This is a genomic window from Micromonospora sp. WMMD729, from assembly GCF_049315225.1.
In the GTDB taxonomy this organism is placed as follows: Bacteria; Actinomycetota; Actinomycetes; order Mycobacteriales; family Micromonosporaceae; genus Micromonospora.
The window spans coordinates 1,975,716-2,002,206 of the sequence record NZ_CP186059.1 but is presented as its reverse complement, the minus strand read 5'-3'; the positions used below and the strand labels follow the sequence as shown (position 1 = coordinate 2,002,206).

The 26,491-nt window shown below is 72.0% G+C and carries 22 protein-coding genes and 1 pseudogene; 12 read left to right on the top strand and 11 right to left on the bottom strand.

What is annotated here, in order from left to right; all coding sequences use genetic code 11:
• The first annotated feature begins 54 nt into the window (after positions 1 to 54).
• Both ACN263_RS09175 and ACN263_RS09170 read left to right on the top strand, forming a co-directional pair.
• Complete coding sequence (locus ACN263_RS09175; protein ID WP_422739378.1) at positions 55 to 3,156, top strand: M14 family zinc carboxypeptidase; 3,102 nt, start codon at positions 55 to 57, stop codon at positions 3,154 to 3,156.
• A 101-nt stretch (positions 3,157 to 3,257) separates the two neighbouring features.
• The gene (locus ACN263_RS09170; RefSeq protein ID WP_422740646.1) at positions 3,258 to 4,181 is read left to right on the top strand and encodes an NAD(+)/NADH kinase; all 924 of its coding nucleotides are present in this window, start codon (positions 3,258 to 3,260) and stop codon (positions 4,179 to 4,181) included.
• Between the two features lie 135 nt (positions 4,182 to 4,316).
• On the opposite strand, the gene pgm is transcribed toward ACN263_RS09170, so the two are convergent.
• Together pgm and glgC are read right to left on the bottom strand one after the other, a co-directional pair.
• Positions 4,317 to 5,963, bottom strand: a complete 1,647-nt coding sequence (pgm, locus tag ACN263_RS09165; protein WP_422739377.1) for a phosphoglucomutase (alpha-D-glucose-1,6-bisphosphate-dependent) — start codon at positions 5,961 to 5,963, stop codon at positions 4,317 to 4,319.
• 31 nt (positions 5,964 to 5,994) lie between these two features.
• Positions 5,995 to 7,227, bottom strand: coding sequence for a glucose-1-phosphate adenylyltransferase (gene glgC / locus ACN263_RS09160; RefSeq protein WP_278138510.1), 1,233 nt, complete (start codon positions 7,225 to 7,227; stop codon positions 5,995 to 5,997).
• 72 nt (positions 7,228 to 7,299) lie between these two features.
• Between glgC and glgA the strand changes: the two genes are divergently transcribed.
• Positions 7,300 to 8,505 (top strand): glycogen synthase, encoded by a 1,206-nt coding sequence (gene glgA / locus ACN263_RS09155; protein ID WP_422739376.1) that lies wholly within the window; start codon positions 7,300 to 7,302, stop codon positions 8,503 to 8,505.
• A gap of 11 nt (positions 8,506 to 8,516) precedes the next feature.
• Here the strand turns inward: glgA and ACN263_RS09150 are convergent, their stop codons facing one another.
• A complete protein-coding gene (locus tag ACN263_RS09150; protein ID WP_422739375.1) occupies positions 8,517 to 9,647 on the bottom strand; it encodes a helix-turn-helix domain-containing protein in 1,131 nt (376 codons plus the stop codon).
• Between the two features lie 16 nt (positions 9,648 to 9,663).
• On the bottom strand, positions 9,664 to 9,861 hold the full coding sequence (locus tag ACN263_RS09145) for a hypothetical protein (protein ID WP_422739374.1): 198 nt from the start codon (positions 9,859 to 9,861) through the stop codon (positions 9,664 to 9,666).
• Between the two features lie 217 nt (positions 9,862 to 10,078).
• Between ACN263_RS09145 and ACN263_RS09140 the strand changes: the two genes are divergently transcribed.
• A complete protein-coding gene (locus tag ACN263_RS09140) occupies positions 10,079 to 10,306 on the top strand; it encodes a winged helix-turn-helix domain-containing protein (protein ID WP_422739373.1) in 228 nt (75 codons plus the stop codon).
• A gap of 100 nt (positions 10,307 to 10,406) precedes the next feature.
• Here the strand turns inward: ACN263_RS09140 and ACN263_RS09135 are convergent, their stop codons facing one another.
• Positions 10,407 to 10,625, bottom strand: coding sequence for an AbrB/MazE/SpoVT family DNA-binding domain-containing protein (locus tag ACN263_RS09135; RefSeq protein ID WP_422739372.1), 219 nt, complete (start codon positions 10,623 to 10,625; stop codon positions 10,407 to 10,409).
• A gap of 238 nt (positions 10,626 to 10,863) precedes the next feature.
• Here ACN263_RS09135 and ACN263_RS09130 point away from each other — a divergent pair.
• The 4 genes and pseudogenes from ACN263_RS09130 to ACN263_RS09115 all read left to right on the top strand — a co-directional run.
• A pseudogene (locus tag ACN263_RS09130) lies at positions 10,864 to 12,912 on the top strand (maltotransferase domain-containing protein); the annotation flags it as partial.
• A 347-nt stretch (positions 12,913 to 13,259) separates the two neighbouring features.
• On the top strand, positions 13,260 to 15,362 hold the full coding sequence (gene glgB / locus ACN263_RS09125; RefSeq protein WP_422739371.1) for a 1,4-alpha-glucan branching protein GlgB: 2,103 nt from the start codon (positions 13,260 to 13,262) through the stop codon (positions 15,360 to 15,362).
• Positions 15,363 to 15,633: 271 nt separating this feature from the next.
• On the top strand, positions 15,634 to 16,026 hold the full coding sequence (locus tag ACN263_RS09120) for a hypothetical protein (RefSeq protein WP_422739370.1): 393 nt from the start codon (positions 15,634 to 15,636) through the stop codon (positions 16,024 to 16,026).
• The gene (locus ACN263_RS09115; RefSeq protein WP_422739369.1) at positions 16,023 to 16,553 is read left to right on the top strand and encodes a DUF6036 family nucleotidyltransferase; all 531 of its coding nucleotides are present in this window, start codon (positions 16,023 to 16,025) and stop codon (positions 16,551 to 16,553) included. Before ACN263_RS09120 ends, ACN263_RS09115 begins: the two co-directional genes overlap by 4 nt.
• 136 nt (positions 16,554 to 16,689) lie before the next feature.
• Here the strand turns inward: ACN263_RS09115 and ACN263_RS09110 are convergent, their stop codons facing one another.
• From ACN263_RS09110 to ACN263_RS09100, 3 genes are all read right to left on the bottom strand, one after another.
• Positions 16,690 to 17,598 carry a hypothetical protein gene (locus ACN263_RS09110; RefSeq protein ID WP_422739368.1) on the bottom strand — a complete coding sequence of 303 codons (909 nt, stop codon included), beginning with the start codon at positions 17,596 to 17,598 and terminating at the stop codon, positions 16,690 to 16,692.
• Positions 17,599 to 17,669: 71 nt separating this feature from the next.
• Positions 17,670 to 18,086: a hypothetical protein gene (locus ACN263_RS09105; protein WP_422739367.1), complete on the bottom strand. Its 417-nt coding sequence runs from the start codon at positions 18,084 to 18,086 to the stop codon at positions 17,670 to 17,672.
• 225 nt (positions 18,087 to 18,311) lie between these two features.
• Complete coding sequence (locus ACN263_RS09100; RefSeq protein WP_422740644.1) at positions 18,312 to 19,352, bottom strand: App1 family protein; 1,041 nt, start codon at positions 19,350 to 19,352, stop codon at positions 18,312 to 18,314.
• Positions 19,353 to 19,579: 227 nt separating this feature from the next.
• On the opposite strand from ACN263_RS09100, the gene ACN263_RS09095 reads away from it, so the two are divergent.
• The 4 genes from ACN263_RS09095 to ACN263_RS09080 all read left to right on the top strand — a co-directional run bounded on the left by ACN263_RS09095 (position 19,580) and on the right by ACN263_RS09080 (position 23,930).
• On the top strand, positions 19,580 to 21,253 hold the full coding sequence (locus ACN263_RS09095) for an ArnT family glycosyltransferase (protein ID WP_422739366.1): 1,674 nt from the start codon (positions 19,580 to 19,582) through the stop codon (positions 21,251 to 21,253).
• Positions 21,254 to 21,305: 52 nt separating this feature from the next.
• Positions 21,306 to 22,103, top strand: a complete 798-nt coding sequence (gene yaaA / locus ACN263_RS09090) for a peroxide stress protein YaaA (protein ID WP_422739365.1) — start codon at positions 21,306 to 21,308, stop codon at positions 22,101 to 22,103.
• A 107-nt stretch (positions 22,104 to 22,210) separates the two neighbouring features.
• A complete protein-coding gene (locus ACN263_RS09085) occupies positions 22,211 to 22,903 on the top strand; it encodes a hypothetical protein (protein ID WP_422739364.1) in 693 nt (230 codons plus the stop codon).
• A 64-nt stretch (positions 22,904 to 22,967) separates the two neighbouring features.
• Entirely contained in the window at positions 22,968 to 23,930 is a 963-nt protein-coding gene (locus ACN263_RS09080; RefSeq protein WP_422739363.1) for a TAXI family TRAP transporter solute-binding subunit, read from the top strand.
• Between the two features lie 76 nt (positions 23,931 to 24,006).
• On the opposite strand, the gene ACN263_RS09075 is transcribed toward ACN263_RS09080, so the two are convergent.
• The 3 genes from ACN263_RS09075 to ACN263_RS09065 all read right to left on the bottom strand — a co-directional run bounded on the left by ACN263_RS09075 (position 24,007) and on the right by ACN263_RS09065 (position 26,483).
• Complete coding sequence (locus tag ACN263_RS09075) at positions 24,007 to 25,434, bottom strand: sensor histidine kinase (RefSeq protein WP_422739362.1); 1,428 nt, start codon at positions 25,432 to 25,434, stop codon at positions 24,007 to 24,009.
• 9 nt (positions 25,435 to 25,443) lie between these two features.
• Positions 25,444 to 26,100: a response regulator transcription factor gene (locus tag ACN263_RS09070; protein WP_422739361.1), complete on the bottom strand. Its 657-nt coding sequence runs from the start codon at positions 26,098 to 26,100 to the stop codon at positions 25,444 to 25,446.
• A gap of 71 nt (positions 26,101 to 26,171) precedes the next feature.
• Positions 26,172 to 26,483, bottom strand: a complete 312-nt coding sequence (locus ACN263_RS09065) for a hypothetical protein (protein WP_354862099.1) — start codon at positions 26,481 to 26,483, stop codon at positions 26,172 to 26,174.
• Between the last annotated feature and the right edge of the window lie 8 nt (positions 26,484 to 26,491).

The following is a 26,491-nucleotide window of genomic DNA, read 5'->3' as shown; positions in this document are numbered from 1 at the left end:
GATCACGCCGCACCGAAGGCTCGCGCCTACAGGTCCTTCACCCAAGGAGGCGCGATGAGACCGAGACGACTGGCGATCGCCGGCGTGGTCACCCTGCTCGGAGCCCTGGCACTGGCCCCACCGGCGAGCGCGCGGCCACCGTCGGATCCGGGCGCCCGCGAGGGCCTGGAGGTGTACGTCGGCACGGTCGACGGCAAGCAGCGCGACCTGCTGCGTGAGGCCGGTGTGGACCTCGGCCACGACGCCACGGCGGACTCCGCCGGACGCACCGCCGTCGAGACGGTCCTCACCCCGCGACAGGCGAAACGACTGATCGACCGGGGCGTACCCCTGCGGGTGAAGAAGGTCCGCGGCAAGGACGCGTCGCAGGCGCTGCGGGAGCAGGCCGCCGCGGGCTGGTCGGCGTTCCGGCCGTACAGCGAGCCTGGTGGCCTGCGCGACGAGCTGACCGCCACGGCGGCCCGGTTCCCGAAGCTGGCCAAGTTGGAGACGATCGGCCGGACCCAGCAGGGCAAACCGATCCTCGCGGTCAAGGTGACCAAGGACGCCCGCAAGGTCCGCGACGGCCAGCGACCGGCGGTGCTCTACTCCGGCGCCCAGCACGCCCGCGAGTGGATCACCCCGGAGATGACCCGCCGCCTCATGCACCACGTCCTCGACAGCTACGGCACCAACCGGGAGATCACCCGCCTGCTCGACACGACCGAGCTGTGGTTCCTGCCGGTCGCCAACCCGGACGGCTACGACTACACGTTCACCCCCGGGAACCGCCTCTGGCGCAAGAACCTGCGGGACAACGACGGCGACGGCCAGATCGGCTCCGGTGACGGCGTCGACCTGAACCGCAACTTCGCCTTCAAGTGGGGGTACGACAACGAGGGCTCGTCGCCCGACCCCAACAGCGACACCTACCGGGGGGCCCGGCCCTCCTCCGAGCCGGAGACGAGGGCCCTCGACGGTCTGTTCCGCCGGGTCGGGTTCGAGTTCTACGTCAACTACCACTCGGCGGCCCAGCTGCTGCTCTACGGCGTCGGCTGGCAGGTCAGCACACCCACCCCCGACGACGTGATCTACCAGGCGATGGCCGGTGACGACGCCCACCCGGCCGTGCCCGGCTACGACCCGGACATCTCCGCCGAGCTGTACACCACCAACGGCGACACCGACAGCCACGCCACCGTCAAATACGGCACGTTGGGCTTCACCCCGGAGATGTCGACCTGCGAATCCGCCGCGTCCGTCGACCCGGACGACCAGTGGCGGCCGGAGGACTGCGTCAGCGACTTCATCTTCCCGGACGACGAGACGTTGATCGCCGGCGAGGTCGCCAAGAACCTGCCGTTCGCGCTGGCCGTGGCGAAGTCCGCGGCCGACCCGGACGACCCGGTGTCGGTGGTCGGCCGCAGCACCCCCGACTTCGTGGTGGACGCCTTCGACACCTCGTACGGGCGCACCCAGCAGGTCGCCTCCATCACCCGGCGGGCCCTGAAGAACGTACGGATGCACTACACGGTCAACGGCGGCCGGCCGAAGACGGTCGGGGTCCGCGAGTGGCGCGGCGGCGAACGGTACGGCGACACCAACGACGACTACTACGCCGAACTGCGTGGCACGGTCACCGGCACGAAGCCCGGGGACCGGGTGGAGGTCTGGTTCACCGGCGTCAAGCCACGCGCCGGGGTGGTGGCCAGCGAACACTTCACCTACCGGGTGCACACCGACATCGGCGGTGACGTGCTGGTCCTCGCCGTGGAGGACGTCACCGGGCTGAGCCCGGCGCAGACCGGCACCACCGCCAGGTACGCCGACGAGATCGCCGCGTCGCTGACCGCCGCCGGACGCACCAGCGACGTGTACGACTTCGACGCCATGGGGCGTACCGCCCCGCACCCGTTGGGCGTGCTGTCGCACTACAAGGCGGTGGTCTGGGAGACCGGCGACGACATCATCCTGCGCTCCACCGGCCAGGTCGCCGGCACCACGGCCAAGGCGGCGCTGGACACCGAACTGGCCGTGCGTGACTACCTCAACGAGGGCGGCAAGCTGCTCGTCAGCGGCCAGTACGCCCTCTACGCGCAGGGCGCCAACGGCGCGTACGTGTACCACCCGGACGCGCCGCCGGAGTGCACCGACGGGGACGACGCCGCCTGCCTGCCGCTGCTGAACGACTTCCAGCAGTACTGGTTGGGCGCGTACACCTACGTCAGCGACGGCGGCACGGGCACCCACGGCCCGTACCCGATCCAGGGCGTCGGCGGGGCGTACGCCGGCCTGTCCGGCACCCTCAACGCGCCCGGCTCGGCCGGCAACCAGGCCCACACGGCCTCGTTCCTGACCACGTCGAGCTTCCTGCCCGTGGACGACTTCCCGCAGTTCGCCAGCTCCGCGCCGGTGGGCTGGGTACGTCCGGGGGCGGCCCCGTTCGACCCGCGCACGGGTGACTGGTACCTGTGGAGCGGGCAGGCCGACGAGTCGTACAAGCGGCTCACCCGCACCGTGGACCTCACCGGGGCCACCAGCGGTGAGCTGCGGTTCGCCGCCTCGTACGACATCGAGACGAACTGGGACTTCCTCGTCGTCGAGGCGCACGAGGTGGGCAGCGACGACTGGACCACGCTGCCGGACGCCAACGGCCACACCGGCCGGGAGACCGGGGACAGCTGCGCCTCGGGGTGGCGGACCATCCACCCGTTCACCGAGCACTACCAGGGCGCCGACTGCTCGCCCACCGGCACCACCGGTGAGTGGCACGCCGCCACCGGCGCGTCCAACGGCTGGCAGGACTTCTCGATCGACCTGTCGGCGTACGCCGGCAAGCAGGTCGAGGTGTCGATCTCGTACGTCTCCGACTGGGGCACCCAGGGCCTGGGCGTCTTCCTGGACGATGCCCGGGTGCTCGTCGACGGGGCCACGGCCACCGAGACCTCGTTCGAGACCGAGGACCTGGGCGGCTGGACGGTGGCCGGTCCGCCCGCCGGTTCCGCCGGTAACGCCACCGACTGGTCGCGCAGCCAGCAGGCGTTCGAGGAGGGGTCGGCGGTGGTCACCGCGGACACCGTCTACCTGGGCTTCGGGCTGGAGGGCCTGGCCCCGGCGGTCCGCGACGACCTGGTCGCCCGCTCCCTCACGCACCTGACCGGACGGCCGCGCCGCTGACGGCACGAGGTGCGCCGGCGGTCCGCGTGACCGCCGGCGCACCTTCGGGTGTACGCCGGACGCGTCCGACACCGGTGTGGTGAGCTGTACGGGTGTCGGGGCTGGGTCTGGTACTGCACCCCACCCGGGATGTCACCGAGGTGGTCGGGATCATCGAACGGTGGGCCACGCGCCACCACAAGACGCTCTACGTGCGCGCCCAGGACAAGCACCGGGTGCCGGCCACCGTCGAGCCCCTGCCCGACAAGGAGGTGGCCGTCCGCGCCGACGCGTTGATCAGCATCGGCGGCGACGGCACCATGCTGGGCGCGCTGCGCTCCGCCATCCTGGACCCGAAGCCGGTGCTCGGCGTCCACCTGGGTCGTCTGGGATTTCTCGTCGAGATCGAGCCACCGGAGCTGCCCGAAGCGCTGGGCCGGCTGCTGTCGAAGGATTTCACCGTCGAGTCGCACGCCTGCCTCGCCTGCGACGTGTGCGGCGATGACGTGGTGGCCTTCAACGACATCGCGTTGGTGCGCCAGCCGGGCGCCGGCTTCGTCAGCGTCACGCTCGCCATTGACGGCCAGCAGTACGGCTACTACCGCAGCGACGCCGTGGTGGTCAGCACCCCGATCGGCTCGACGGCGTACAGCTACGCCGCCGGCGGTCCGCTGATCTCCCCGGCGGCGGACTCGGTGGTGATCACGCCGGCAGCGCCGATGGCCGGCATCTCGCGGGCGGTGGTGCTCTCCCCCGACGAGAAGATCCGGTTGGAGCTACAGCCCAACTCGTCGCCGGTGGTGGTGGAGATGGACGGGCTGGTGTTCCGCGACGCGGCGACGGAGGGGGCGGTGGACATCTCGTACCGCCGCGACGCCGGTCTGGTGGTCCGCTTCGACCCGCTGCGTTACCAGGAGCGCAACCAGTTGAAGATGACGCTGCTCGACCTGCCGTTCCTCCCCGAGCAACTGCGCGAACTGCTCCCCGAAGAGCTACGCCGACGAGGCCAGCAACTGCCCCCACCAGCCGACCCCCCACCCTGCTGAAGACCACCCACCCTGCTGCCCCCGCCCCCGCCCTCACCGCCGTTGATCAAGAGGTTTGCGTCACGCCGTCCGGCGTGTCGTGACGCAAACCTCTTGATCAGCTGGAGTGGAGGGGGGGCAGGAGCCCGGGGTGGGTTAGGGGGTTTGGGTTAGGGCTTGGTCTACCAGGGTTTTGGCTTCTTCCTGGATCTTCTTCAGGTGGTCTTGGCCCTGGAAGGACTCGGCGTAGATCTTGTAGACGTCCTCGGTGCCCGAGGGCCTCGCGGCGAACCAGCCGGACTTCGTACTGACCTTCAGGCCGCCGATGGGGGCGTTGTTGCCGGGCGCGGTGGTCAGGGTGGCGGTGATCGGTTCGCCGGCCAGCTCGGTGGCGGTCACCTGGTCCGGGGAGAGCTTGGCCAGCACCGCCTTCTGCTCGCGGGTCGCCGGGGCGTCGATGCGCGCGTACGCGGGCGCGCCGAAGCGCTCGGCCAACTCCGCCCAGTGCTCGCTGGGACTACGCCCGGTGGTGGCCAGGATCTCGGAGGCCAGCAGGCAGAGCAGGATGCCGTCCTTGTCGGTGGTCCAGGTCGAGCCGTCGCGGCGCAGGAACGACGCCCCGGCGCTCTCCTCGCCGCCGAAGCCGACCGCCCCGTCCAGCAGGCCGGGCACGAACCACTTGAACCCGACCGGCACCTCCAGCAGCGGCCGGCCCAGGTCGGCGGCCACCCGGTCGATCATCGAGGACGACACCAGGGTCTTGCCGACGGCGGCGGCCGGCCCCCAGTCGGCGCGGGTCCGGAACAGGTGCCCGATCGCGACCGCGAGGAAGTGGTTCGGGTTCATCAGGCCGCCGTCGGGGGTGACGATGCCGTGCCGGTCGGCGTCGGCGTCGTTGCCCGTGGAGATCTGGTAGTCGGCCCGCGCGGCGATCAGCGACGCCATGGCGTTCGGCGAGGAGCAGTCCATCCGGATCTTGCCATCGCCGTCCAGGGTCATGAACCGCCAGGTCGGGTCGACCGTCGGGTTGACCACCGTCAGGTCGAGCCGGTGCCGCTCGGCGATCTCCCCCCAGTACGCCACGCTCGCCCCGCCCAGCGGGTCCGCGCCGATCCGGATGCCGGCGTCGCGGATCGCGTCGATGTCGATCGCCGCCGGCAGGTCGTCGACGTAGTGGGCGAGGAAGTCGTACTCCCCGGTGGTGTCGGCGGCGCGGGCCCGCGCGTACGTGATCCGCCGGACCTCCCTGAGCCCGGCGGCCAGGATGGCGTTGGCCCGGTCCTGGATCCACCGGGTGACGTCGGTGTCGGCGGGCCCACCGTTTGTGGGGTTGTACTTGAAACCGCCGTCGTCCGGCGGGTTGTGCGACGGGGTGATGACGATGCCGTCGGCGAGACCGCTGGTACGACCCCGGTTGTGGGTGAGGATCGCGTGCGACAGCGCCGGCGTGGGGGTGTAGCCGTCGCGGCTGTCCACCAGCACGGTCACGCCGTTGGCGGCGAGGACCTCGAGGGCGTCCACGGCGGCCGGCGCGGAGAGCGCGTGCGTGTCCCGGGCGAGAAAGAGCGGCCCGTCGAGGCCCTGCTCCCGCCGGTAGTCGCAGAGCGCCTGGGTGACCGCGACGATGTGGTCGGAGTTGAACGCGTTGCGCAGGCTGGAGCCCCGGTGACCGGAGGTGCCGAAGGAGACCTGCTGCGCCGGGTCCGCGGGGTCCGGATGCTCGGCGTAGTAGGCGGTGACCAGGCGCGGCACGTCGACCAGGTCGGCGGGCTCGGCGGGCTGGCCGGCACGGGGATGGGTCACTGCGGGATCCTCCTCGAAGAGTGCCTGTCGGTCACGGCTCGACCTTCTGGCCCTTGCCGATGACCACGATGCCGTTGTCGGAGACGGTGTAACGCTGGCGGTCCTTCTCCAGGTCGACACCGATCTCGACGCCCTCGGGGACGAAGACGTTCTTGTCCAGGATCGCCCGTCGGACCACCGCGTGTCGGCCGATCTCCACGCCCTCCATCAGCACCGAGCCCTCGACGTGCGCCCAGGAGTGCACCCGCACCTTCGGCGACACGATCGAGTTCTCCACCAGCGAGCCGGAGATCACCACGCCCGGGGAGACCATCGAGCCGACCGCCCGGCCGACCCGCTCACCCCACTGGTGGACGAACTTGGCCGGCGGCCACGGCGGCTGCTCCGTGTAGATCGGCCAGTCGAAGTTGTAGAGGTTGAACACCGGGTGCACGTTGATCAGATCCATGTGCGCGTCGTAGAACGAGTCGAGCGTCCCCACGTCGCGCCAGTAGCCCCGGTCCCGGTCGGTGCTGCCCGGCACCTCGTTGTCGCGGAAGTCGTAGACGTTCGCCTCGCCCCGCTCGACGAGCATGGGGATGATGCTGCCGCCCATGTCGTGCTTGCTGCTCTTGTCCGCGGCGTCGCGTTCGACGGCCTCGCAGAGCGCCCGGGTGGTGAAGACGTAGTTGCCCATCGAGGCGTAGATCTCGTCCGGCGCGTCGGGCAGTCCGACCGCGTCGGTGGGCTTCTCGCGGAACGCGCGGATCTTCCGGCCGTCCTCGCCGACCTCGATGACGCCGAACTGGTCGGCCATCGACAGCGGCTGGCGGATGCCGGCGACGGTGACCGCGGCGCCGGAGGCGATGTGGTCCTCCACCATCTGCCGAGGGTCCATCCGGTAGATGTGGTCGGCGCCGAAGACGATCACGTAGTCGGGCTGCTCGTCGTTGATGAGGTTGAAGCTCTGGTAGATGGCGTCGGCCGAGCCGGCGAACCACCACGGGCCACGGCGCTGCTGCGCCGGCACCGGGGTGACGTAGTTGCCGAGCAGCGTGGACATCCGCCAGGTCTTGGTGATGTGTCGGTCGAGGGAGTGGGACTTGTACTGGGTCAACACGACGATCTTGAGATAGCCGGCGTTGGCCAGGTTGGAGAGGACGAAGTCGACCATGCGGTACATCCCGCCGAACGGGACGGCCGGCTTGGCCCGGTCCGTGGTGAGTGGCATCAGGCGCTTGCCCTCCCCACCCGCCAGGACGATCGCGAGCACCTTGGCAGCCATGCCCCGACGCTATCCACCCGCGTGCCACTTCACCACTCGTACGGGGAGTCTTCTGCACTAGGGTGCGGGGTCATGACGGAACCCACCCCGCTGCGCGTCGACCTGCTCACCCGCGAGTACCCGCCGGAGGTCTACGGCGGCGCGGGCGTGCACGTCGAGTACCTGGCCCGGGAGCTGCGTCGCCTCGCCGACGTCCGGGTGCACTGCTTCGGCCTGCCGCGTACCGAGCCGGGTGTCACGGCGTACGCCGATCCGCCGGGCCTGACCGGCGCGAACGCCGCGCTGCGGACGATGGGCGTGGACCTGGAGATGGCCGCCGGTACCGCCGGCACCGACGTGGTGCACAGCCACACCTGGTACGGGAACCTGGCCGGGCACACCGCGAAGCTGCTGCACGGGGTGCCGCACGTGGTGACCGCGCACAGCCTGGAGCCGCTGCGACCGTGGAAGGCCGAGCAGCTCGGCGGCGGCTACGCGCTCTCCTCCTGGATCGAGCGCACGGCGTACGAGTCGGCCGACGCGATCATCGCGGTCAGCGACGGGATGCGCAGTGACGTGCTCACCGCGTATCCGCGGATCGACCCGGACCGGGTCCGGGTGGTCTACAACGGCATCGACACCGTGCAGTACGCCCCGGACTCCGACACCGACGTGCTTGACCGGCTCGGCATCGACCCGTCCCGGCCAAGCGTGGTCTACGTGGGCCGGATCACCCGGCAGAAGGGCCTGCCCTACCTGCTGCGGGCGGCCCGGGAGCTGCCGGCGGACACCCAGCTCGTGCTGCTGGCCGGCGCGCCGGACACGGCCGAGATCGCCGCCGAGGTCGAGGAGCTGGTCGCCGAGCTGCGGGCCAACCGATCCGGCGTCATCTGGGTGGCCGAGATGCTGCCCAAGCCCGAGGTGATCCAGGTGCTCACCCACGCCACCGTCTTCGCCTGCCCGTCCGTGTACGAGCCGATGGGCATCGTCAACCTGGAGGCGATGGCCTGCGAGACGGCCGTGGTGGCGACCGCCACCGGCGGCATCCCCGAGGTGGTGGCGGACGGCGAGACCGGCCTGCTGGTGCCGATCGAGCAGGCCACCGACGGGTCGGGCACGCCGCTGAAGCCGGAGACGTTCGTGGCCGACCTGGCGGCGGCGATCAACACGCTGCTCGCCGACCCGGCGCGTACCGAGCGGTTCGGTCTGGCCGGCCGGCGGCGCGCGGTGGAGCACTTCTCCTGGGACGCCGTCGCGCGGCAGACCCTGGACATCTACCGCTCGGTCATCGCGAGCTGAGGGAGACAGCGTCAGGCGACGTGGAGGGTGGCGGCGAGCTGGGCCAGTTCAGCCGACGCGTCGGCGTTTCGCGACACGACGGCGACCAGCTTCCGTACCGCCGGCCGATGGTGCACCTCGCTGTGGGCTACGCGTTCCGCGTCGAGCAGCGTCCGGCCGGCCCGGCGCATGTCACCTGCGCGAGCGTGAACGCGGGCCACGTCGAGGAGGTACGCGGCCCGGTGCTCGGGCGGCAGTGACCGCCACCGGTCGTCGGCGACCAGTCGCTGGTGCCGGGCCGTGGCCGTGGTGACGTCGCCCAGCGCCGCCTCGGCAACCACCCGAGCCGCGTCGACCGCCGCCCGCCTGTCCGCTCCGGCAGCCCGGGCGGCGTCCGCAGCCTGGTCGAGCGACTGGCGGGCGACGTGTTCGTCTCCCCGGTCCGCGGCGGCGAGGGCGGCTTGGATGAGCAGCGCTCCTCGTAGCGACGAGGCGGCCGTGGACCCGTCGCAGCGGTCGACGGCGAGGAGCGCGGCATCCAGAGCGGCGAGCCGCCGACCACGGGAGCGTAGGGCCTGACTCAGTGCCACGGTGGCGACGGCGGCCAGCCGGGGGTCGTCGGCGGCGGCGGTCATCGCACGGTCGGCGGCCAACCACGCCAGGTCACCCTGGTCGACCTTGACCAGCGCCAGGGCGATGAGCGCGTACACCGGCACCAACAGCGCGTCCGTCGCTCCAGGGCGAGCCGCGTGCGCTTCCCGGGCCGCGTCGAGCAGGCCGGGCAGCAGGGCCAGCAACGCCGGGTACCGAGCGTGGCGGTAACTCTGCTCGGCGTGCTCCACCCGAGCCCGCAACGCCTCGACCAGCGGCGGCCGGTCTCCACCCGACCGGTCGTACCGGGCCAGCGCCGCCCGCACCCCATCCACTCCGGCGGCAACCGGCGCGCGCCGCACCGGCCGGGTGGCCAGCAGCACCTCGACGTCGATGCGCAGCGTCTCGGCGATCTCCCGGAGGTTCGACACCCGCTCCAGCCGGCGTACCCCACGTTCGACCTTGTCCACCCAACTCTTCGACTTGCCGAGCCGGTCGGCGAACTGCTGCTGCGTCATGTTGCGCCGCACCCGCCACTGGGCGACGCGGCGACCCACCGGCAGCTCGTTCACCGCCGGCCCGTCGCGCTCACCGCACCACCCCAAGAACAAACAACAGGAGTACGACCACAGCGATCACAATTCCGTAGAGGTACTGCCGCCGGGGCAGCGGTGCCCGCACAGGACGCGGCGGACAGGGCACCCGATCCCCGTCGGGCTGCGGCGGCCGACCACCGGCCACCGGGTACGCGGGCGGCAGCGGCCCGTCGGACGGACGTTCACGCATCGGCACCTCCTGGACGCGACGGAACGCGATGGCGAAGAAGCAGGTCAGGGCGGGGCGACACGGGGGAACCGCCCCGCCCTGCCCGAGGGACCTCCGCTGCTGACGAGAGAACCCCTGCCCGTCAACTTAGAAGGCAATGCCGTCACAGTCAACAGAGCATGCACGGCGAGTCACCCAGAGTGCGAAGATCGGTGCGCTGACGAGAGGTGGCGCCACCATGCCGCAAGCACCGCTATACGAGCAGATCATTGACGACGTCGCTGCTTCGATCCGCAGCGGCACCCTCAAAGTGGGCGACAAGCTGCCGTCGATCGCCGAGATGCGCGAGCAGTACCAGTCGAGCGCATGGCCGGTGCGTTACGCTCTGCGGATCTTGGAGGAGCGCGGCTGGATCGTCACTCGCCAGGGCAAGGGGTCGTTCGTGGCACCGAACCCGCCCGCCTGACCCGTTCGAGTCACCCGCGTAACCCTTGATCCACTCGGACTTCAGGAAACCGCGGCATCGCCGGCCCACTGACACCCCGGTTTCACGGAATGCGAGTAGATCAGGACAAGAGCGGCCGGTCGGCGGGGGGCCAACTGGCACTGACCCGACCACGCATGCGGCGCACGAGCCGCTGCCCCCGGGTGCCGGCGTCCTGCGCGCGAACGATGAGGAGAGCGCCGCCCTCCTCGACGACGTCGACCTCGTCACCCGCGCGCAGGTCGTAACGGGCTCGCAGCGCAGCCGGGATCGTTACCTGGCCCTTGCTGTTCAGCCGCATGCGCCCACACCTCCGTGACGTAATCAACGCTGCGTGACGCCTGCCGTCACGCAGCCCGCCCCACCCAGCGGTGTCACGACGATCCGCATCGCGGAGATCCACACAACTTCGGGGAAACTGCTGCCTCGACGCGCTCTGATGCAGCAGTTTCCCCGAAAGTGAGCGGATCTTGGGTCGGGTGCCCATCGGGCCGGTGCTTGGCCGCGCGCGAGCGGATCTCGCACAGTAGGTTGGCGGAGTGACAGGACGGTTCCCGATCGAAGACGTCTCCCCCGTCGTCTCGTGCGGGCGGTACCCGGCCAAGGCGGTCGTCGACGAGCCGGTTCCGGTGTCGGCGCGCGCCTACCGGGAGGGGCACGACGCGCTGGGCTGCAACGTGGTGTGGACCGGCCCGGACGGCGAGGAACGGCCGTTCACCCGGATGCGCCCCGGCGAACCGGGCCAGGACCGCTGGCACGCCACCATCGCTCCCGACAGCGTCGGCGCGTGGACCTTCGTCATCGAGGCTTTCCAGGACCCGTACCTGACGTGGCAGAACGCGGTCACCAAGAAGATCGCCGCCGGGCAGGGCGCGGCCGACCTCGCCAACGACCTGGCCGAGGGCGCCCGGGTGCTGGCCGCCGCCCGGGACCTCGTACCGGCCGCTGACCGCGCGCGCGTCGCCGACGCGTTGACCGCCCTCGCCGACACCGACCTGCCGCTGCCGCAGCGCGTCGCCCCGGCACTCGCCCTCGCCGACCTGCTCTGGGAGCACCCGGTGCGCGAGTTGGTGACGGTCGGTGACGCGTACTCCATCTGGGTTGACCGCAAGCGGGCCCTCTTCTCGGCCTGGTACGAGTTTTTCCCGCGCTCCGAAGGAGCGGCGGGTGGCCGCTCCGGGACCTTCGCCACCGCGACCGAGCGGCTGCCCGGTGTCGCCGCGATGGGCTTCGACGTGCTCTACCTGCCGCCAATCCACCCGATCGGCCGGATCAACCGCAAGGGCCGCAACAACGCGCTCACCGCCGGGCCGACCGACGTGGGCTCGCCGTGGGCCATCGGCGCCGCCGAGGGCGGCCACGACACGATCCACCCCGATCTGGGTACGCCGGCGGACTTCCGGGCCTTCATCGATGCGGCCGCGGCGCAGGGCCTGGAGGTGGCGATGGACCTGGCGTTGCAGTGCGCGCCGGACCACCCCTGGGTGACCGAGCACCCGGAGTGGTTCACCACCCGCGCCGACGGCAGCATCGCGTACGCGGAGAACCCGCCGAAGAAGTACCAGGACATCTACCCGATCAACTTCGACAACGACCCGGAGGGCATCCGGGCCGAGGTGCTGCGGGTGGTGCTGCACTGGGTGGGCGAGGGCATCCGGATCTTCCGGGTGGACAACCCGCACACCAAGCCGTTCGACTTCTGGCACTGGCTGATCGCCGAGGTCAAGAAGGTCGACCCGGACGTGCTGTTCCTCGCCGAGGCGTTCACCCGGCCGGCCATCATGCACGGGCTCGGCAAGATCGGCTTCACGCAGTCGTACACCTATTTCACCTGGCGCACGACGGCCGCGCAGATGCGGGAGTACTGCGAGGAGTTGGTCGCGTCGGCCGACTACATGCGGCCGAACTTCTGGCCGAACACGCCGGACATCCTGCACGAATCGTTGCAGCACGGCGGCCCGCCGATGTTCAAGATCCGGGCGGTGCTGGCGGCGCTGCTCTCCCCCTCCTGGGGCCTGTACGCGGGCTACGAGCTGTTCGAGCACGTGGCCCGGCCGGGCGCGGAGGAGTACCTGGACAACGAGAAGTACGAGCTGCGCCCGCGCGACTGGGCCACCGCCGAGGCGCGGGGCCGCTCGCTGGCGCCGTTCCTGACCACCCTCAATCGGGTACGCCGCGACAACCCCGCCCTGCACCAGCTCCGCAACCTGCGCTTCCACGAGATCGACAACCCGGCGCTGCTGTGCTGGTCGAAGCACGACCCGGAGACTGGCAACACGGTCATCGTGGTCTGCTCGTTCGACTCGCGCGAGGTGCAGTGGGGCAACACCACGCTCGACATGCCGGCGCTCGGGTTCGACTGGCACGAGCGCTTCACCGTGTACGACGAGCTGACCGGCGCCAGCTACGACTGGGGGCAGCGCAACGCGGTGCGGCTCGACCCGTACCTGCAACCGGCGCACGTGCTGACCGTCCGCCGCCCGACGCCGCCCGCCGTACCCGAGCCGGCCGGTGTCGAACCGGCGGACCTCACCGTCGCCGACGTCCCGGACGAGATCTCCGGCGGCACCTCACCGACGACTCCGGCACCGACATCCGCCACGGGCACGGCGGCGGGCGCCGGCTCGACGGCCGACGCTGGACCGACGGCCGACGCTGGCTCGACGCCGCCCCCGGTTACGGCCCCGGCGGCCCCGGCCAGCGCGCCGCCGCCCCGGGCCAGCGCTGCGCCGCCTCCGGTCGCCGCGCCCGTGAACCCGGCCAGCAGGCCGGCGGCCCCGGCCAGCGGGGTGGCGACGCCGGCCACGCTGGCGTTCCGTGCGGCGGCCCGTGCGGCTGCCGCCCAGTCCTCGACCGGCCGGCCGTCCGCGCCCCGCCCGGCTGCCACCCGCCCGCCCGCCTCCGCACCGACCGACGCCGCCCCGAAGGACGACCGATGGACCAGCTGATCACCGGTGTGACGCACGACCCGCACGCGCTGCTCGGAGCGCACCCGGCCGACGGGTCGACCACGATCCGCACGATGCGCCGGGGCGCGGGCGACGTGGTGCTGCTCGTCGGCGACGAGCGGCATCCGATGAAGCGGGTGCACGACCTGGGTGTCTTCGAGGCGCAGGTCGAGGGGACCGTGCTCGACTACCGGGTGGAGGTCGACGGCACGGCGCACGACGACCCGTACCGCTACCCGCCCACCCTCGGCGAGCTGGACCTGCACCTCATCGGCGAGGGTCGGCACGAGCGGCTGTGGGACGCGCTCGGCGCGCGGGTCTTCGACGAGGGCGTGGCGTTCAGCGTCTGGGCGCCGAACGCCCAGGGCGTGCGCGTGATCGGTGACTTCACCGGCTGGGGTGCCGACGACGGCTGGCCGATGCGGTCGCTCGGCTCCAGCGGCGTGTGGGAGCTGTTCGTGCCCAACGCCCGGGTCGGGGCCCGCTACAAGTACCGGGTGCTCGGCGCCGACGGGCAGTGGCGGGACAAGGCCGACCCCCTGGCGGCGTACGCGGAGGTGCCGCCGGCCACCGCCTCGGTGGTACACCACTCGACGTACCGGTGGAACGACGCCGACTGGTTGGCCCGGCGGGCCGGGCGGCAGCCGCACCAGGAGCCGATGAGCGTGTACGAGGTGCACCTCGGCTCGTGGCGGCCCGGCCTCGGCTACCGTGAGCTGGCCGACCAGCTGACCGCTTACGTCACCGAACTGGGCTTCACGCATGTGGAGTTCCTGCCCGTGATGGAACACCCGTTCGGCGGTTCCTGGGGCTACCAGGTGACCGGCTACTACGCCCCGACCTCCCGCTTCGGCGACCCGGACGAGTTCCGGCACCTGGTCGACGCCCTGCACGCCGCCGGCATCGGCGTGATCCTCGACTGGGTGCCCGCCCACTTCCCGAAGGACGAGTGGGCCCTCGCCCGCTTCGACGGCACCCCGCTCTACGAGCACCCCGACCCCCGGCGCGGCGAGCACCCCGACTGGGGCACCTACGTCTTCGACTTCGGCCGCCGCGAGGTGCGCAACTTCCTGGTCGCCAACGCGCTCTACTGGTGCGACCAGTTCCACGTGGACGGGCTGCGGGTCGACGCGGTCGCCTCGATGCTCTACCTGGACTACTCCCGCGAGGAGGGCCAGTGGGCCCCCAACCAGTACGGCGGTCGGGAGAACCTGGAGGCCATCGCGCTCATGCAGGAGGTGAACGCGACGGTCTACAAGCACCACGCCGGGGTCGTGATGATCGCCGAGGAGTCGACCGCGTGGCCGGGGGTCACCCGGTCCACCGCCGACGGCGGGCTGGGCTTCGGGTTCAAGTGGAACATGGGCTGGATGCACGACACCCTGCTCTACACGTCCAAGGACCCGATCTACCGCCAGCACCACCACCACCAGCTCACCTTCTCCCTGGCGTACGCCTGGAGCGAGAACTACGTACTGCCGATCAGCCACGACGAGGTCGTGCACGGCAAGGGCTCGCTGGCCGGCAAGATGCCCGGCGACACCTGGCAACGGTTGGCGAACGTCCGGGCACTGCTGGCGTACATGTGGGCGCACCCCGGCAAGCAGCTGCTGTTCATGGGCTCCGAGTTGGCCGACGACCGGGAGTGGAGCGAGGAGCGCGGCCTCGACTGGTACCTGCTGCACGACCCGGCTCGCGCCGGCGTGCAGCGGCTCGTCGGTGACCTGAACCGCGTCTACCGGGGCACCCCGGCGCTGTGGGCGCAGGACACCGAACCGGCCGGGTTCCGGTGGATCGCGGGCGACGACGTCGCCAACAACACCGTCTCCTTCGTCCGGATCGCCCCGGACGGCTCGACGCTGGTATGCGTGGCGAACTTCTCGGCCCTGCCGCTGCACGACTACCGGATCGGCCTACCGGCCGGCGGCACCTGGACCGAGGTGCTCAACACCGACGCCCACCACTACGGCGGGTCCGGCGTGGGCAACCTGGGCGCGGTGCACGCCGAGGACGTGCCCTGGCACGGCATGGTGGCCTCGGCGGCCCTCCAGGTGCCCCCGCTGGGCGTCATCTGGCTCCGCCGCGACTGACCGCTCCCGCCGGATACATGATCACTTGATGCTCACCAGTCTCCAGAAGGCTCCTGGAACTGGTGAGCATCAAGTGATCAAGGTGGAATTGCTTTCGGAGTCGACCTAAGATGTCCCATCACCTCCGGAAGTTGCAGATGTCGTCGAGGGTCGAGAGGGACGAGAACGCAACGCGGCATCTGACCGCCGCCCGCCGGCGTGGCGGGCGGGTTCACTGGTCAGCCTGAAGGCCCTACGACGTATCGGCGCGGTCCTGTACTACGTTGATGCTGTGAGCAATCGTCCTGCGCGGTACGAGCCGATGACGATGGCACGCCTGGGTGTCCTGCTCGCCGGGAGCGACGACACCAGGCGGTGGCGTCTGGTGGCGGAGTTCTTGGAGGAGTACGGCTGGGAAGCATCCGAGCAGCGTGCTGACCTGCTGATCCAGGAGCCAGCGCCAACCGGTGACGATCATTGGGATGTCTTCCTCGCCGCATTGGCGGAGTATCTCTCCGCCCGCGACGGGCGCGGTGCACCCTCGTGGGTCGAGTCGCGGTCGCTACGGCAGTTTTGGTTCCCCTTCAACACGCGTGCCGCCCGCGTCGACGCCGTGGTGCACGCGCCCGCGGCATTCCGGCGCCGTGGGGTGTTCATCTCCCCGCAGGAGTTGAAGGTCGCGTGAGCGCCGACGACCCGCTGCTGAATCGTACTGCCATCCAGGACGCCTTCCGCAGGCTCGGTGACCGGCTGGCAAAGCGGGGTGTGGTCGCCGACCTGTACATCTTCGGCGGGGCTGCCATGGCACTGGCCTACGACGCCCGCCGGGCGACGCGCGATATTGACGCCGTTTTTCAGCCGCACGGCATCGTCCTCGACGAAGCGCGGGCCGTCGCGGACGAGCTAGGGCTGCCGCAGTGGTGGCTGAACGAGCAGGCGAGCGTGTACGTCGCCGCTGGCGGGGACCCGGAGGCACCAAGAGTCTTCGATCATCCTGGCCTGCGGGTCTCGGCGGCGTCCCCGGAGCATCTGCTTGCGATGAAGGTTCTCGCGGCACGACGCCGAGACGCTGATGACATCCGCTTCCTCGTGGAACACCTTGGGTTGAACGACCCCGGAGAGGTCCTCGGCCTTTGCGCCGAGATCTTCCCGGACGAAGAGGTCCCCGGCCGGGCGAGGCTTGTCCTTGAAGACGTGTTCGACGTCCGGTAGCCCGACAGCAGCCGTCGGACCAGCCCGGGCTCGCGCAGCTGCAGCCGTCAGGAGCCTCCTGGAACTGGTCAGCATTAAGTGATCGTCACGCTGAAGAGGTGGGACGACGTACAACTCTCCAGCTGGCGGCGTCGCCCTACTGCACCGCGATGCGGACGATCTGTGTCCCGCCCCGGACCGACTGTCCGGTCAACACTCCGCCGTCAATCCGGGACAGCTCACCGAACCGTCCCTCGACACGTAGGCGCACCGCATCGCCGTCGAGCGAGTAGAGCCAGATCCCGTCCCGCCCGTCGACGCGGCCGCTGACCGCCAACCGCCGGCCGTCGATCGTCGCCACTCCCCGGATCACCTCGAATGGCAGATCCTGCTCGACAAGCCCTTCGCGGCCGTTCGTCAGCCACAGCGTTCGCCCTTGCACGACGTAGACGTCCTGAGTCCCGACAGCGCCGAGGAACAGCGGCTGATCGTCGTCGAAGCGACACGCCCCACGTGGCCCGGTTGCCACGTCTTCACCCTGCCCGCTCGTGACCTCTTTCCACGTGCCGGTCGAGCCGCGGAGAAGCGTGAGGCACGCCGCGCCTGACGGTTTGGCCACGAGGATTCCGGTGCCATCGTCGGCCGAAGAAACGCCGGCCACCGCATCGAAGCCAGCCCAGCGCTCCATGCGCGTGTGCGCCGGATTCAGCAGGTCGACCACGTCCTTCTCTCCGTGGCAGTAGCCGGCGGCAAGGATGTCGTCACCTCCGCGAGCGGCGATGCGCTCCAGGGTGTAGAAGCCGGGACACTTCATCTCCCAGTCCCAGTAGCTCATCCGGTCGAGTTCGCCGCCGTCGCCATGCACGCTGAACAGCGCCTGCGGTGAATCCCATCCACCTCGCTCGACCAGGAGGAAGACGACCTCGCCGTTCGCCAGGCCGACCGGCGCGCCCAGCAGCTCGCCACGTGACGTCGGGATGAGAGGTCCTGTGGGCGTGCCGGCCAGCCGCACGTCGGCGGGCCGGATCGCGAGGTACCCGGCGACTGCCGCCAGCACCAGCAGCAACGGCACTCCCCAGGCGAGGAGGCGACGGCCACTCATTCGACTGCGTGCGGTCTGGGCCGCGTCCGGCGCGTTCAGGTGGACGCACCGCCGTCACCCGGCTCGACGACCCTCGAACCGGGCTCGCCGAGGCCACAGGACTCCCTGATCCGTCGTACCGTCTCGTCGCGGTACGGGACGGCGGCGCCAGCCTGCCAGACGAACCCGACACCGGTCGGGAGAATGGCGACGAAGGAGACGCTGTCGCCGAACCGGGAACTGATCGTCAAGCGAGCACCGGCCGCGGGTACCAAGGCCGTCACATCCTGAAGGCTCATCGACTGGGCGCGGACCCAGGACTCGCCGAAGCTCCGCAGACCCCAGACCCTGACCGGCGCGAAGAGCAGCCGCCGTGTCGTGATGGTGAGCAGGACACCTTTCCTGCTCAGTGACGTCGTGCCAAACGGGAGATATCCGCGCTGGGTGAAGACGATCCGCTCGTCGGCGGCCAACCGAAGTGGCGCGTAGTGCAGCACTGTCCACCCCCGCTCCCCGTCCACCGCTCGGTCGGGTCGGGAGGGACGATAACGCAGCGTCGCAACCGAGCGCTGCATGGAGATCCGAGCAACTTCCCGGATGTTGCTGCCTCCGACACGCGGGAGACAGCACCATCCCCGATGTCGCGCAGATCTTGGCGGCGCGCACACGGCACGCACACGTTGTGCGCGGTTGGCGAGTCAGACCAGGCCGGCGTCGCGGAGCAGCTGCCACAGGCCGGCGCCGTCCGGCGCGGACAGCCACTTCTGCCCCACCGGCCCCGACGAGGGTCGCCCGGCCGGGGCGGGCAGGCTACCGGCCAGCACCGACTGGGTCGGGGACAGCCTGCGGATCGCCACCCCGGCGACGTTCTCCGGGTGGGCGGCGGCGAACTCCCGGTAGATCTCCTGGTCGTGCTGGCCGTCGTCGCCGACCAGCAGCCAGCGTACGTCGGGGAACTCCTTGGCCAGCCGGGCGAGGGTGGAGCGCTTGTGCTCCATGCCGCTGCGGAACCAGCGGTCGGCGGTCGGACCCCAGTCGGTGAGCAGCAGCGGCCCGGCCGGGTAGAGGTGCCGGGACAGGAACCGGGTCAACGTGGGCGCGACATTCCACGCTCCGGTGGAGAGGTAGAAGACCGGGGCGCCGGGGTGCGCGGTGACCAGCCGCTCGTAGAGCACCGCCATGCCGGGTACGGCGGCGCGGGCGTGCTCGTCCAGGACGAAGGTGTTCCACGCGGCGAGCAGCGGTCGGGGCAGCGCCGTCACCATGACCGTGTCGTCGATGTCGGAGAGGATGCCGAACTTGACGTCCGGGTCGAGGATGCGCACGGGGGCGTCGACGGGCTCGGCGTCGGGGACGCTGAGCCGTACGGTGCCCCAGCCGGGCGGCAGGTCGGCCTCGACGAGCGTGTCGACGAAACCGCTGCGGTCCGCCTGGGCCTCGTGCCGTACGCCGCCGGCCTCGATGTGCACCGTGACGTGCTTGGCGGGCAGCGTGGTGAAGCTGCGCCAGCCACGGACCTTCTCCAGCCGCCCGCGCTGGCGGGTGTCCGGACGACCGAGCAGCACCCGGCACATGACGCGCACCCAGCCGGGGCGGCCGTAGCCGGTGTACGCCACGATGTTGATCCGCCAGCCGGTCCGGCGCAGCCGACGCTCCACGAGCTGATGCACGGCGTCTTCGATCCGCGCGGCCCGGTGCAGGTTCGGCACGGCAAGTTCGCCGGCGGGTGTGGGTGGCACCCGCCAACCCTGCCACACGTCGCCGGAGTCGGCCACGCGAGCCGGGCCGAACGCCGGGCACGCGAGCACGGCCCGAACCCCGGCCACCGAGCCGGCCCGCACCCCGGGCCCGCGGGCACGCCCCGAACCCCCGCCACCGGGCCGAGCCGAGCCGGCTGAGCCGATCCGCCACGGCCGGCCCGCCGTCCGTGAAACACTCCGGTCGGGACGACGACGGGGGCGTGGTCGTGTCGCATCCAGAGCAGCACCGCGGGCGGTGGCGTCCGCGACTCGACCGGCCGGCGCTCGTGGCGCTGCTGTTCGGGCTGGTCGGCGTCGGGTACCGGCTGGTCCTGACGCTGTACACGGTGCCGGTGTCGAACAGCGACGAGGCGACCTTCGGGCTGGCCGCCCTGCACATCGGGCAGGGCCGGGAGCATCCCGTCTTCCTCTACGGCCAGCACTACATGGGGATGTTGGAGTCGTACCTGGCCGCGCCACTGCTCGCCCTGTTCGGGCCGAGTTGGCCGGTGCTGCGGCTGCCGATGCTCGCCCTGTACGCGATCTTCCTCTACCTGGCGTACCGGCTCACCCGTCGGCTCTACGCGCCGTGGTTCGCCGTCCTGGTGGTAGGTCTGCTGGCGTTGGGACCCGAGCGGGTGGTGCGGGACCAGCTCACCGTGGTCGGCGGCCGGCCGGAGGTCAAACCGGCGGTGCTGTTGATGCTGCTGATCGTGGTGGGGTTGGCCGCCGGGTCGGTACGCCACCGCCGGCTCGCCGTCGCGCTGTTCGGGCTGCTGGCCGGGCTGGCCGCCTGGTCGGACTGGCTGATCCTGCCGTACCTGGCGGTCGCCGCGTTGGCCCTGGTCTGGGCGGTGCGGCGGGAACTGCTCGGCTGGTCCGGGCTGCTGCTGGTGGCGGGGTTCGTGGTCGGGATCGCGCCGATGGTCGTCGACAACCTGCGGGCCGGGCCGGGTGAGGACTCGCTGACGGTGTTCCGGGAGGTCAGCACCAAGGACGGCCCGCTGCCGCCGTGGTCCGAGCGGATCTCCGGCGGTCTGCTGGAGGGGGTGCCGCTGGCGCACGGGCTCTGTCCGGTCGACGGGTGCGGCCGCTGGCAGCAGTGGTTCGGGCTGCTCTACCCGGCGCTGCTGGTGGCCGCCGCGGTGCTCGCGCTCCTCGCGTACCGCCGGGCCGCCGGCACGACAACCGGCGAGCCGGCCGCGGGCACGCCGACCGACGAGCACGCCGCGGGCAGGCCACGGGCCGCGCGGGTCGGCCCGGTCGTGCAGCTCGCGCTGGTCGTCGGCGCGGCGTTGACCCTGCTGTCGTACGTGCGCAGTCCGCTCGCCGCGACCAGCCCACTGGACAACGCCCGCTACCTGTCGGTGCTGCAACTGTCGCTGCCGGCGGTGCTCTGGCCGCTCTGGGCGGCGGGCGTGGCCGGCTGGCGGGGCACGGCGGGCGTACTCGGCCGGCTGACCGGCGCGCTGGCCGCCGCCGTCCTCGCCGCGCTGGCCGCGACGACGCTGGTGGTCACCGTGCTCTTCGCGACCGGCGGCACGGCGGCGTCCCGGACCGAGGAGCGTCAGGCCCGGGAGTTGGCCGCCGCGCTGCGCGCCGACGGACCCCACGAGGTGTACGGGGACTACTGGACCTGCAACCGGCTGATCTTCAACACCGATGAGACGGTGGTCTGCGGGGTGCTCGACGGCGACCTGTCCCCGGGGCAGAACCGCTACCGGCCGTACTGGCGGCAGGTCGGGCGGGCCGCGCGGCCGGGCTACGTGGTGGAGGTCGACTCGCCGATGGACCGGCGGCTGCGCCGGCTGCTCGCCGACCGGCCCGACGCCGCGCCGGTACGCGAGGTGGGTGGCTATCGCGTGTACCACCCCGACACCCCGGTGCGGCCCTGGCGGTGAGGACGGGTCGTACGCTGGCCGGGCCGCCGCCGTACCCGTCCGAGGAGACCCGATGCTCATCCTGCTGCCGCCCTCGGAGGGCAAGGCCGACGCCGGCACCGGACGGCGGTGGACGCCGGACAAGCTCTCGCTGCCGGAGCTGAACCCGGCCCGCGAGCGGGTGCTCGACGCGCTCGTGGCGCTCAGCGCGGGGCCCGATGAGGCGGCGGCGTTGGCCACGCTCGGGCTCAGCGACGGTCAGCGGGGCGAGCTGCGCCGCAACGCCCGGCTGCGGGAGGCGGCGACCGCACCGGCCGAGCGGCTCTACACCGGCGTGCTCTACGAGGCGCTGGAGCTGGCCACGCTGCCACCGGCGGCGCTGCGGGCGGCCCGCCGGTCGATCCTGATCAGCTCCGGGTTGTGGGGCGCGGTACGCCTCGCCGACCGGATCCCGCCGTACCGCTGCCCGATCGGGGTCCGCCTGCCGGACGTCGGGGCGCTGTCGGCGTACTGGCGCAGGGAGTTGACGCCGGTCCTGGCTGGCGCGGCCGGTCGGGGCCCGGTGCTGGACCTGCGCTCCGGCGCGTACGCGGCCACCTGGACGCCGCGCGGTGAGCTGGCCGAACGGACGGTGACCGTGCGGGTGCTGCACGAGCGGGAGGTCGACGGCGTGCCGGTCCGTTCGGTGGTGAGCCACTTCAACAAGGCGACAAAGGGCCGGCTGGTCCGCGATCTGCTCCTCGCCGACGCCCGGCCGCGCACCGCCCGGGAGCTGGTCGGCATCCTGCGCGAGCTGAAGCACACCGTGGTGGAGGAACCGGCCGCCGCCGGGCGGGTACGGCAGGTGGATCTGGTGGTCACCGACCTGTAGCGGAGCGAGAGCCGCAAGATTTCCTCAAGGCTGGGCAGGACACGTTCCGTAACGGCCGCGCAGGGGCCACGGTAGGGGAACCCAGACTCCGACGAGGGAGCCTTCAGTTGGCCCGCGACCCCGCCCTGCTCGACCGGCCCCGCCCGCCGGCGACACCACCCCCGCTGGACTGGCTGACCCTGGGCGACGCGTTCGAGGCGGCCTGCCTGCTGCGCTGCACCGCGCCGCCGCGGGGCGGCCGGTCGACCGCCGCGCTGCCGTCGCACGCGCCGGGGGTCGAGTTCAACCGGGAGGACGCCGCGCAGCGGATGCGGCAGTTGCTCGCCCGCCTCGACATCCCGGTCAGCCAGGAGGTGGCGGTCGGTGGACTGCGCCGTCGCTACGAGCTGCACCGGCTCTGGGTACCGCCGGAGCACCAGGGCGCGTACACCCGGCTGATGGACGCCGGTTGGTGGCAGGGGCGTCGGGAGCTGCTGGGCGGTCCCGTGCCGGGCGCCTCGCCGGCCCGCCGCCGGTGGGTGTCCCGCCTCGCGGCGGCGGCGTGGCGGTCGGCGCTGCTGGCCGGCGGGCGGCACGTACGGCGGCACATCCTCGGTGTGCGGCTCACCGACCGGGAGCTGGCCGCCGTACTGATCCGCAGCGCGGCCGTGCTCGACGTGCCGGCCGCGCTCCGCCCGGGCACCGGCTGTTTCCTGGTGAGCGTGGCCGACGGACCGGACCGGGAGCGCATCCTGCGCAGCGCGTCGATGGAGCCGGCGCGCGACGGGGTGCCGACGCCGGACCGACGCCCGGCCTGCTGAGCGAGAGCCCGCACCGGCGGGACTGACGGGTACGGGCTTGCGCGGGCCAGCCGGAGCGCGCACAGTGCACCGCGTGAGTCGTACCTCGTCGCCTCGGGCCCGTCGACGCCGCGGGTGGGCGGCGGCGCTGGCGCTGGTCGTGGCCCTGACCGTCGCCGGCTGCCGGGACGACAGGGGCGAGCCCGTGGAGATCCGGATCGCCACCGGCAGCCCGACCGCCGTCTACTACGCGTTCGGGCAGTCCCTCGCGACCATCCTCAACCGCGAACTGCCCGGGGTACGGGCCAGCGTGGTGGTCACCGCGGCCTCGGCGGAGAACGTCCGCCTGGTCGGCTCGGGCGCCGCCGAACTGGGTTTCACCCAGGCCGACGTGCTGCCGACCAACCCCGCGGAGAACCCGTCGGTGGACGCGGTGGCCCGGGTGTACGACGACCAACTGCACCTGGTCACCACCGACGGCGGGCCGATCCGTACGGTCGGCGACCTGCGCGGCCGGCGGGTCTCCGTGGGCGCGGCCGGCTCCGGCACCGAGATCACCGCCACCCGGCTGCTGGAGGTGGCCCGGCTCGGCGGCGACGCGGTACACCGCGAACGGCTCGGCCTGGACGACTCGGTCGACGCCCTGCGCTCCGGACGCGTCGACGCGTTCTTCTTCTCCGGTGGTCTGCCGGTACGGGGCATCGAGGAGTTGGCCGGGCGCAGCGCCACCCGGATCGTCGACCTGGGCGAGTGGACGGAGCCGCTGCGCGCCCGCTACGGGCAGGTCTACGTCTCCCGGGACATCCCCCGCTCGGTGTACGGGATGAACCCGGTGACCACGGTGGCCGACCCGAACTACCTCATCGTGCGGGCGAACCTGCCGGAGCCGCTGGTCCGGGACGTGACCCGACTGCTGATGGAGCGTCGAGCCGAGTTGGGCGCGGCGCATCCGGCGGCGGGACGGATGAGCCCCCGCTCGGCGATCGCCACCGCGCCGCTGCCGCTGCACCCGGGCGCCGCCGCCTGGTACCGGGCGGCGAAGCCCTGAGCGGCCGGGCTGCCGCGTCGCCCGCGCCTGAGCTGCCGGGTCGCCCGCGGCGGCTGCGCCCTGAGTCGCCGGCCCTCTAGCGCGCCGGGGTGGGCCACCGGTCGGCGGCCGGGTCACCGTCCACCGGCTCCGCCACCGGCTCGGCCGCCGGAAACCACAGGCCGGCCACCAGCCCGCGCGGGGTGCCGGCACGCATGGTGAGCCGCCCGTCGGAGGCGTCCACCAGCACGGCGACGATGGTCAGGCCGAGCCCGGCGCCGTCGACGTTCTGCGCGTCGGGGGCCCGCCAGAACCGCTCGGTGGCCTGGCGGAGCTGACTCTCGGTCATTCCCGGGCCGGTGTCGCGTACCTCCAGCAGGACCCCGTCGTCGCGGTGGGCCACCGTCACCGTCACCGCCCCGCCGGCCCCGCTGAACTTCACCGCGTTGTCGATCAGGGCGTCCAGCGCTTGGTCGACGGCGGTCGGCACGGTCCGCGCGTACGCCGGGGCGTCGCTGGTGGCCAGGCGCAGCGCGACCGACCGGTGGCGGGCCAACGGCGCCCACGCGGCCACCCGGGAGGCGGCCACGGCGGCGGCGTCCACGGTGAGCCGCTCGTTCTCCTCGCGCTCGGCCCGGGCCAGGGTGAGCAGCGCGTCGAGCACCAAGGCCAGCCGGTCGGTCTCCTCCAACGCCAGCCGGTGCTCGGCGCGTCCGTCCGGATCGGTGAGGCTGGGACCCAGCTCCTCCACCCGCAACCGCAGCGCCGTGAGCGGATTACGCAGCTGGTGGCTGGCGTGCGCGACGAACGCCCGCTGCCGGTCCATCACGTCGGAGACCACGTCGGCCATGTGGTTGAAGCTGGCCGCGAGGCGGCGCAGCTCCGGCGGACCGAGTCGGTGCTGCACGCGGGCGCCCCGGTCGCCCTCGGCGATCTCGTGGGTGACCGCGTCCAGCTCGGTGACCGGGCGCAGCACCCAGCCGGCCAGGCCGAACGCGGTGAGCACGCAGGCCAGCACCACGAGCAGGCCGGCCAGGGTGAGCAGCAGCCACCAGGTGGTGACGGCCCGGCGGATCTCGCCGGCCGGCGTCACGATCACCACCGCGCCGAGGACCTCACCGCCGTCGTTGATCGGCACCGCCACCACCACCGGGCCGGCGGACCAGGGCCAGACCGACTCGGGTGCGCTGGACTGTTGCCCGGCCAGCGCGACGTCCAGCACCGTGGCCGTCCCGGTGGACCGCCAGCTCGCCGAGTCGACGACGATGCCCCGGTCCCGGTCGACCACCGCCGCGCCGATCCCGTACAGCTCGTCATAGCTGCGCAGCTCCGCGCCGATCGGGCCGGGTTCGCCCCCGCGCAGCGCCGGACCGGCCAGCGAGGCGAACCGGGTGGCGTCGGCGAGCCGGTCGGCGCGTACCCGCTCGGTCTCCCGACTGGCCAGGGTGACCGCGAGCGGGCTCTCCAGCGCGACGAGGACGAGCACCATCAGCAGCAGGTAACTGATCACCAGTCGACGGCGCACGGCGTCCCCTCACGCATCGCGCAGCCGATAGCCGACCCCGCGGACGGTCTCCACCAGCCGCGCGTCGCCCAGCTTGCCGCGCAACGAGCCGACGTGCACCTCGACGGTGTGCGGATCGCCCCAGGTGGTACCCCAGGCGTCGAGCAGGATGCGGTCGCGGGGCACCGCCACCCCCGGCTGGCGGGCGAGCGACAGCAGCACGTCGAACTCCTTGCGGGTCAGCGTCACCGCGCGCCCCGCCACCGTCACCGTGCGGGCGGCCACGTCGATGCGCACCGCCCCCGCCTCGATCAGGTGCCGCTCCGGGGCGGCGTTCGCGGCCCGGCGCAGCACCGCCTCGATCCGGGCCTGCAACTCCACCATCGAGAACGGTTTGACCACGTAGTCGTCCGCACCCAGGCGCAGCCCGAGGACCCGGTCACGCTCCTCACCCCGCGCGGTGACCGCGATGATGCCGAGTTGGCTGCTGCGCCGGCGCAGTTCCCGGCACACCTCGGTGCCGTCGCCGTCGGGCAGGGTCAGATCGAGCAGCACCAGGTCGCAGGGGGCGGCGGAGAGCGCCGCGGCGACCGTGGCGGCGTGCTCGACCTGGTAGCCACGACGGGTCAGTGCGGCGGAGAGCGCGGCGGCCACCCGGCGGTCGTCCTCCACCAGCAGGATCCGCACCGTGCCCCCATCCGTCGCAGCCGTCCTGCGAATGGTGGCAGAAGCCCGCCGCGAGCGGGAGGGCTGGTCTCCTAGAGCCCGAACACGTCGTCGGCGACCGCGTCCCGGACCCCGTCGGCGAAGCCCCGGAAACCGGGATCGTCGTGCCGGGCGGGCACGCTGGTGACGTTGACGCCGCTGGCCTGGGTGACGGCGTCGACCAGGGGCGGGAAGTCGATCTCGGCGTCGTCGAAGGCGTCGTCGTCCGCCTCGGCCAGGTTGATCACGTGCTGCACGTCGTCGGACGGGGTGTCCGGGTCCTCGGCCCACTCGCCGCCGGCCCGGTAGCACTCGTCGTACAGCCCGCGCTGGGTGTCGGTCCAGTCGTCGTCGTAGCTCGCCATCGTCCATC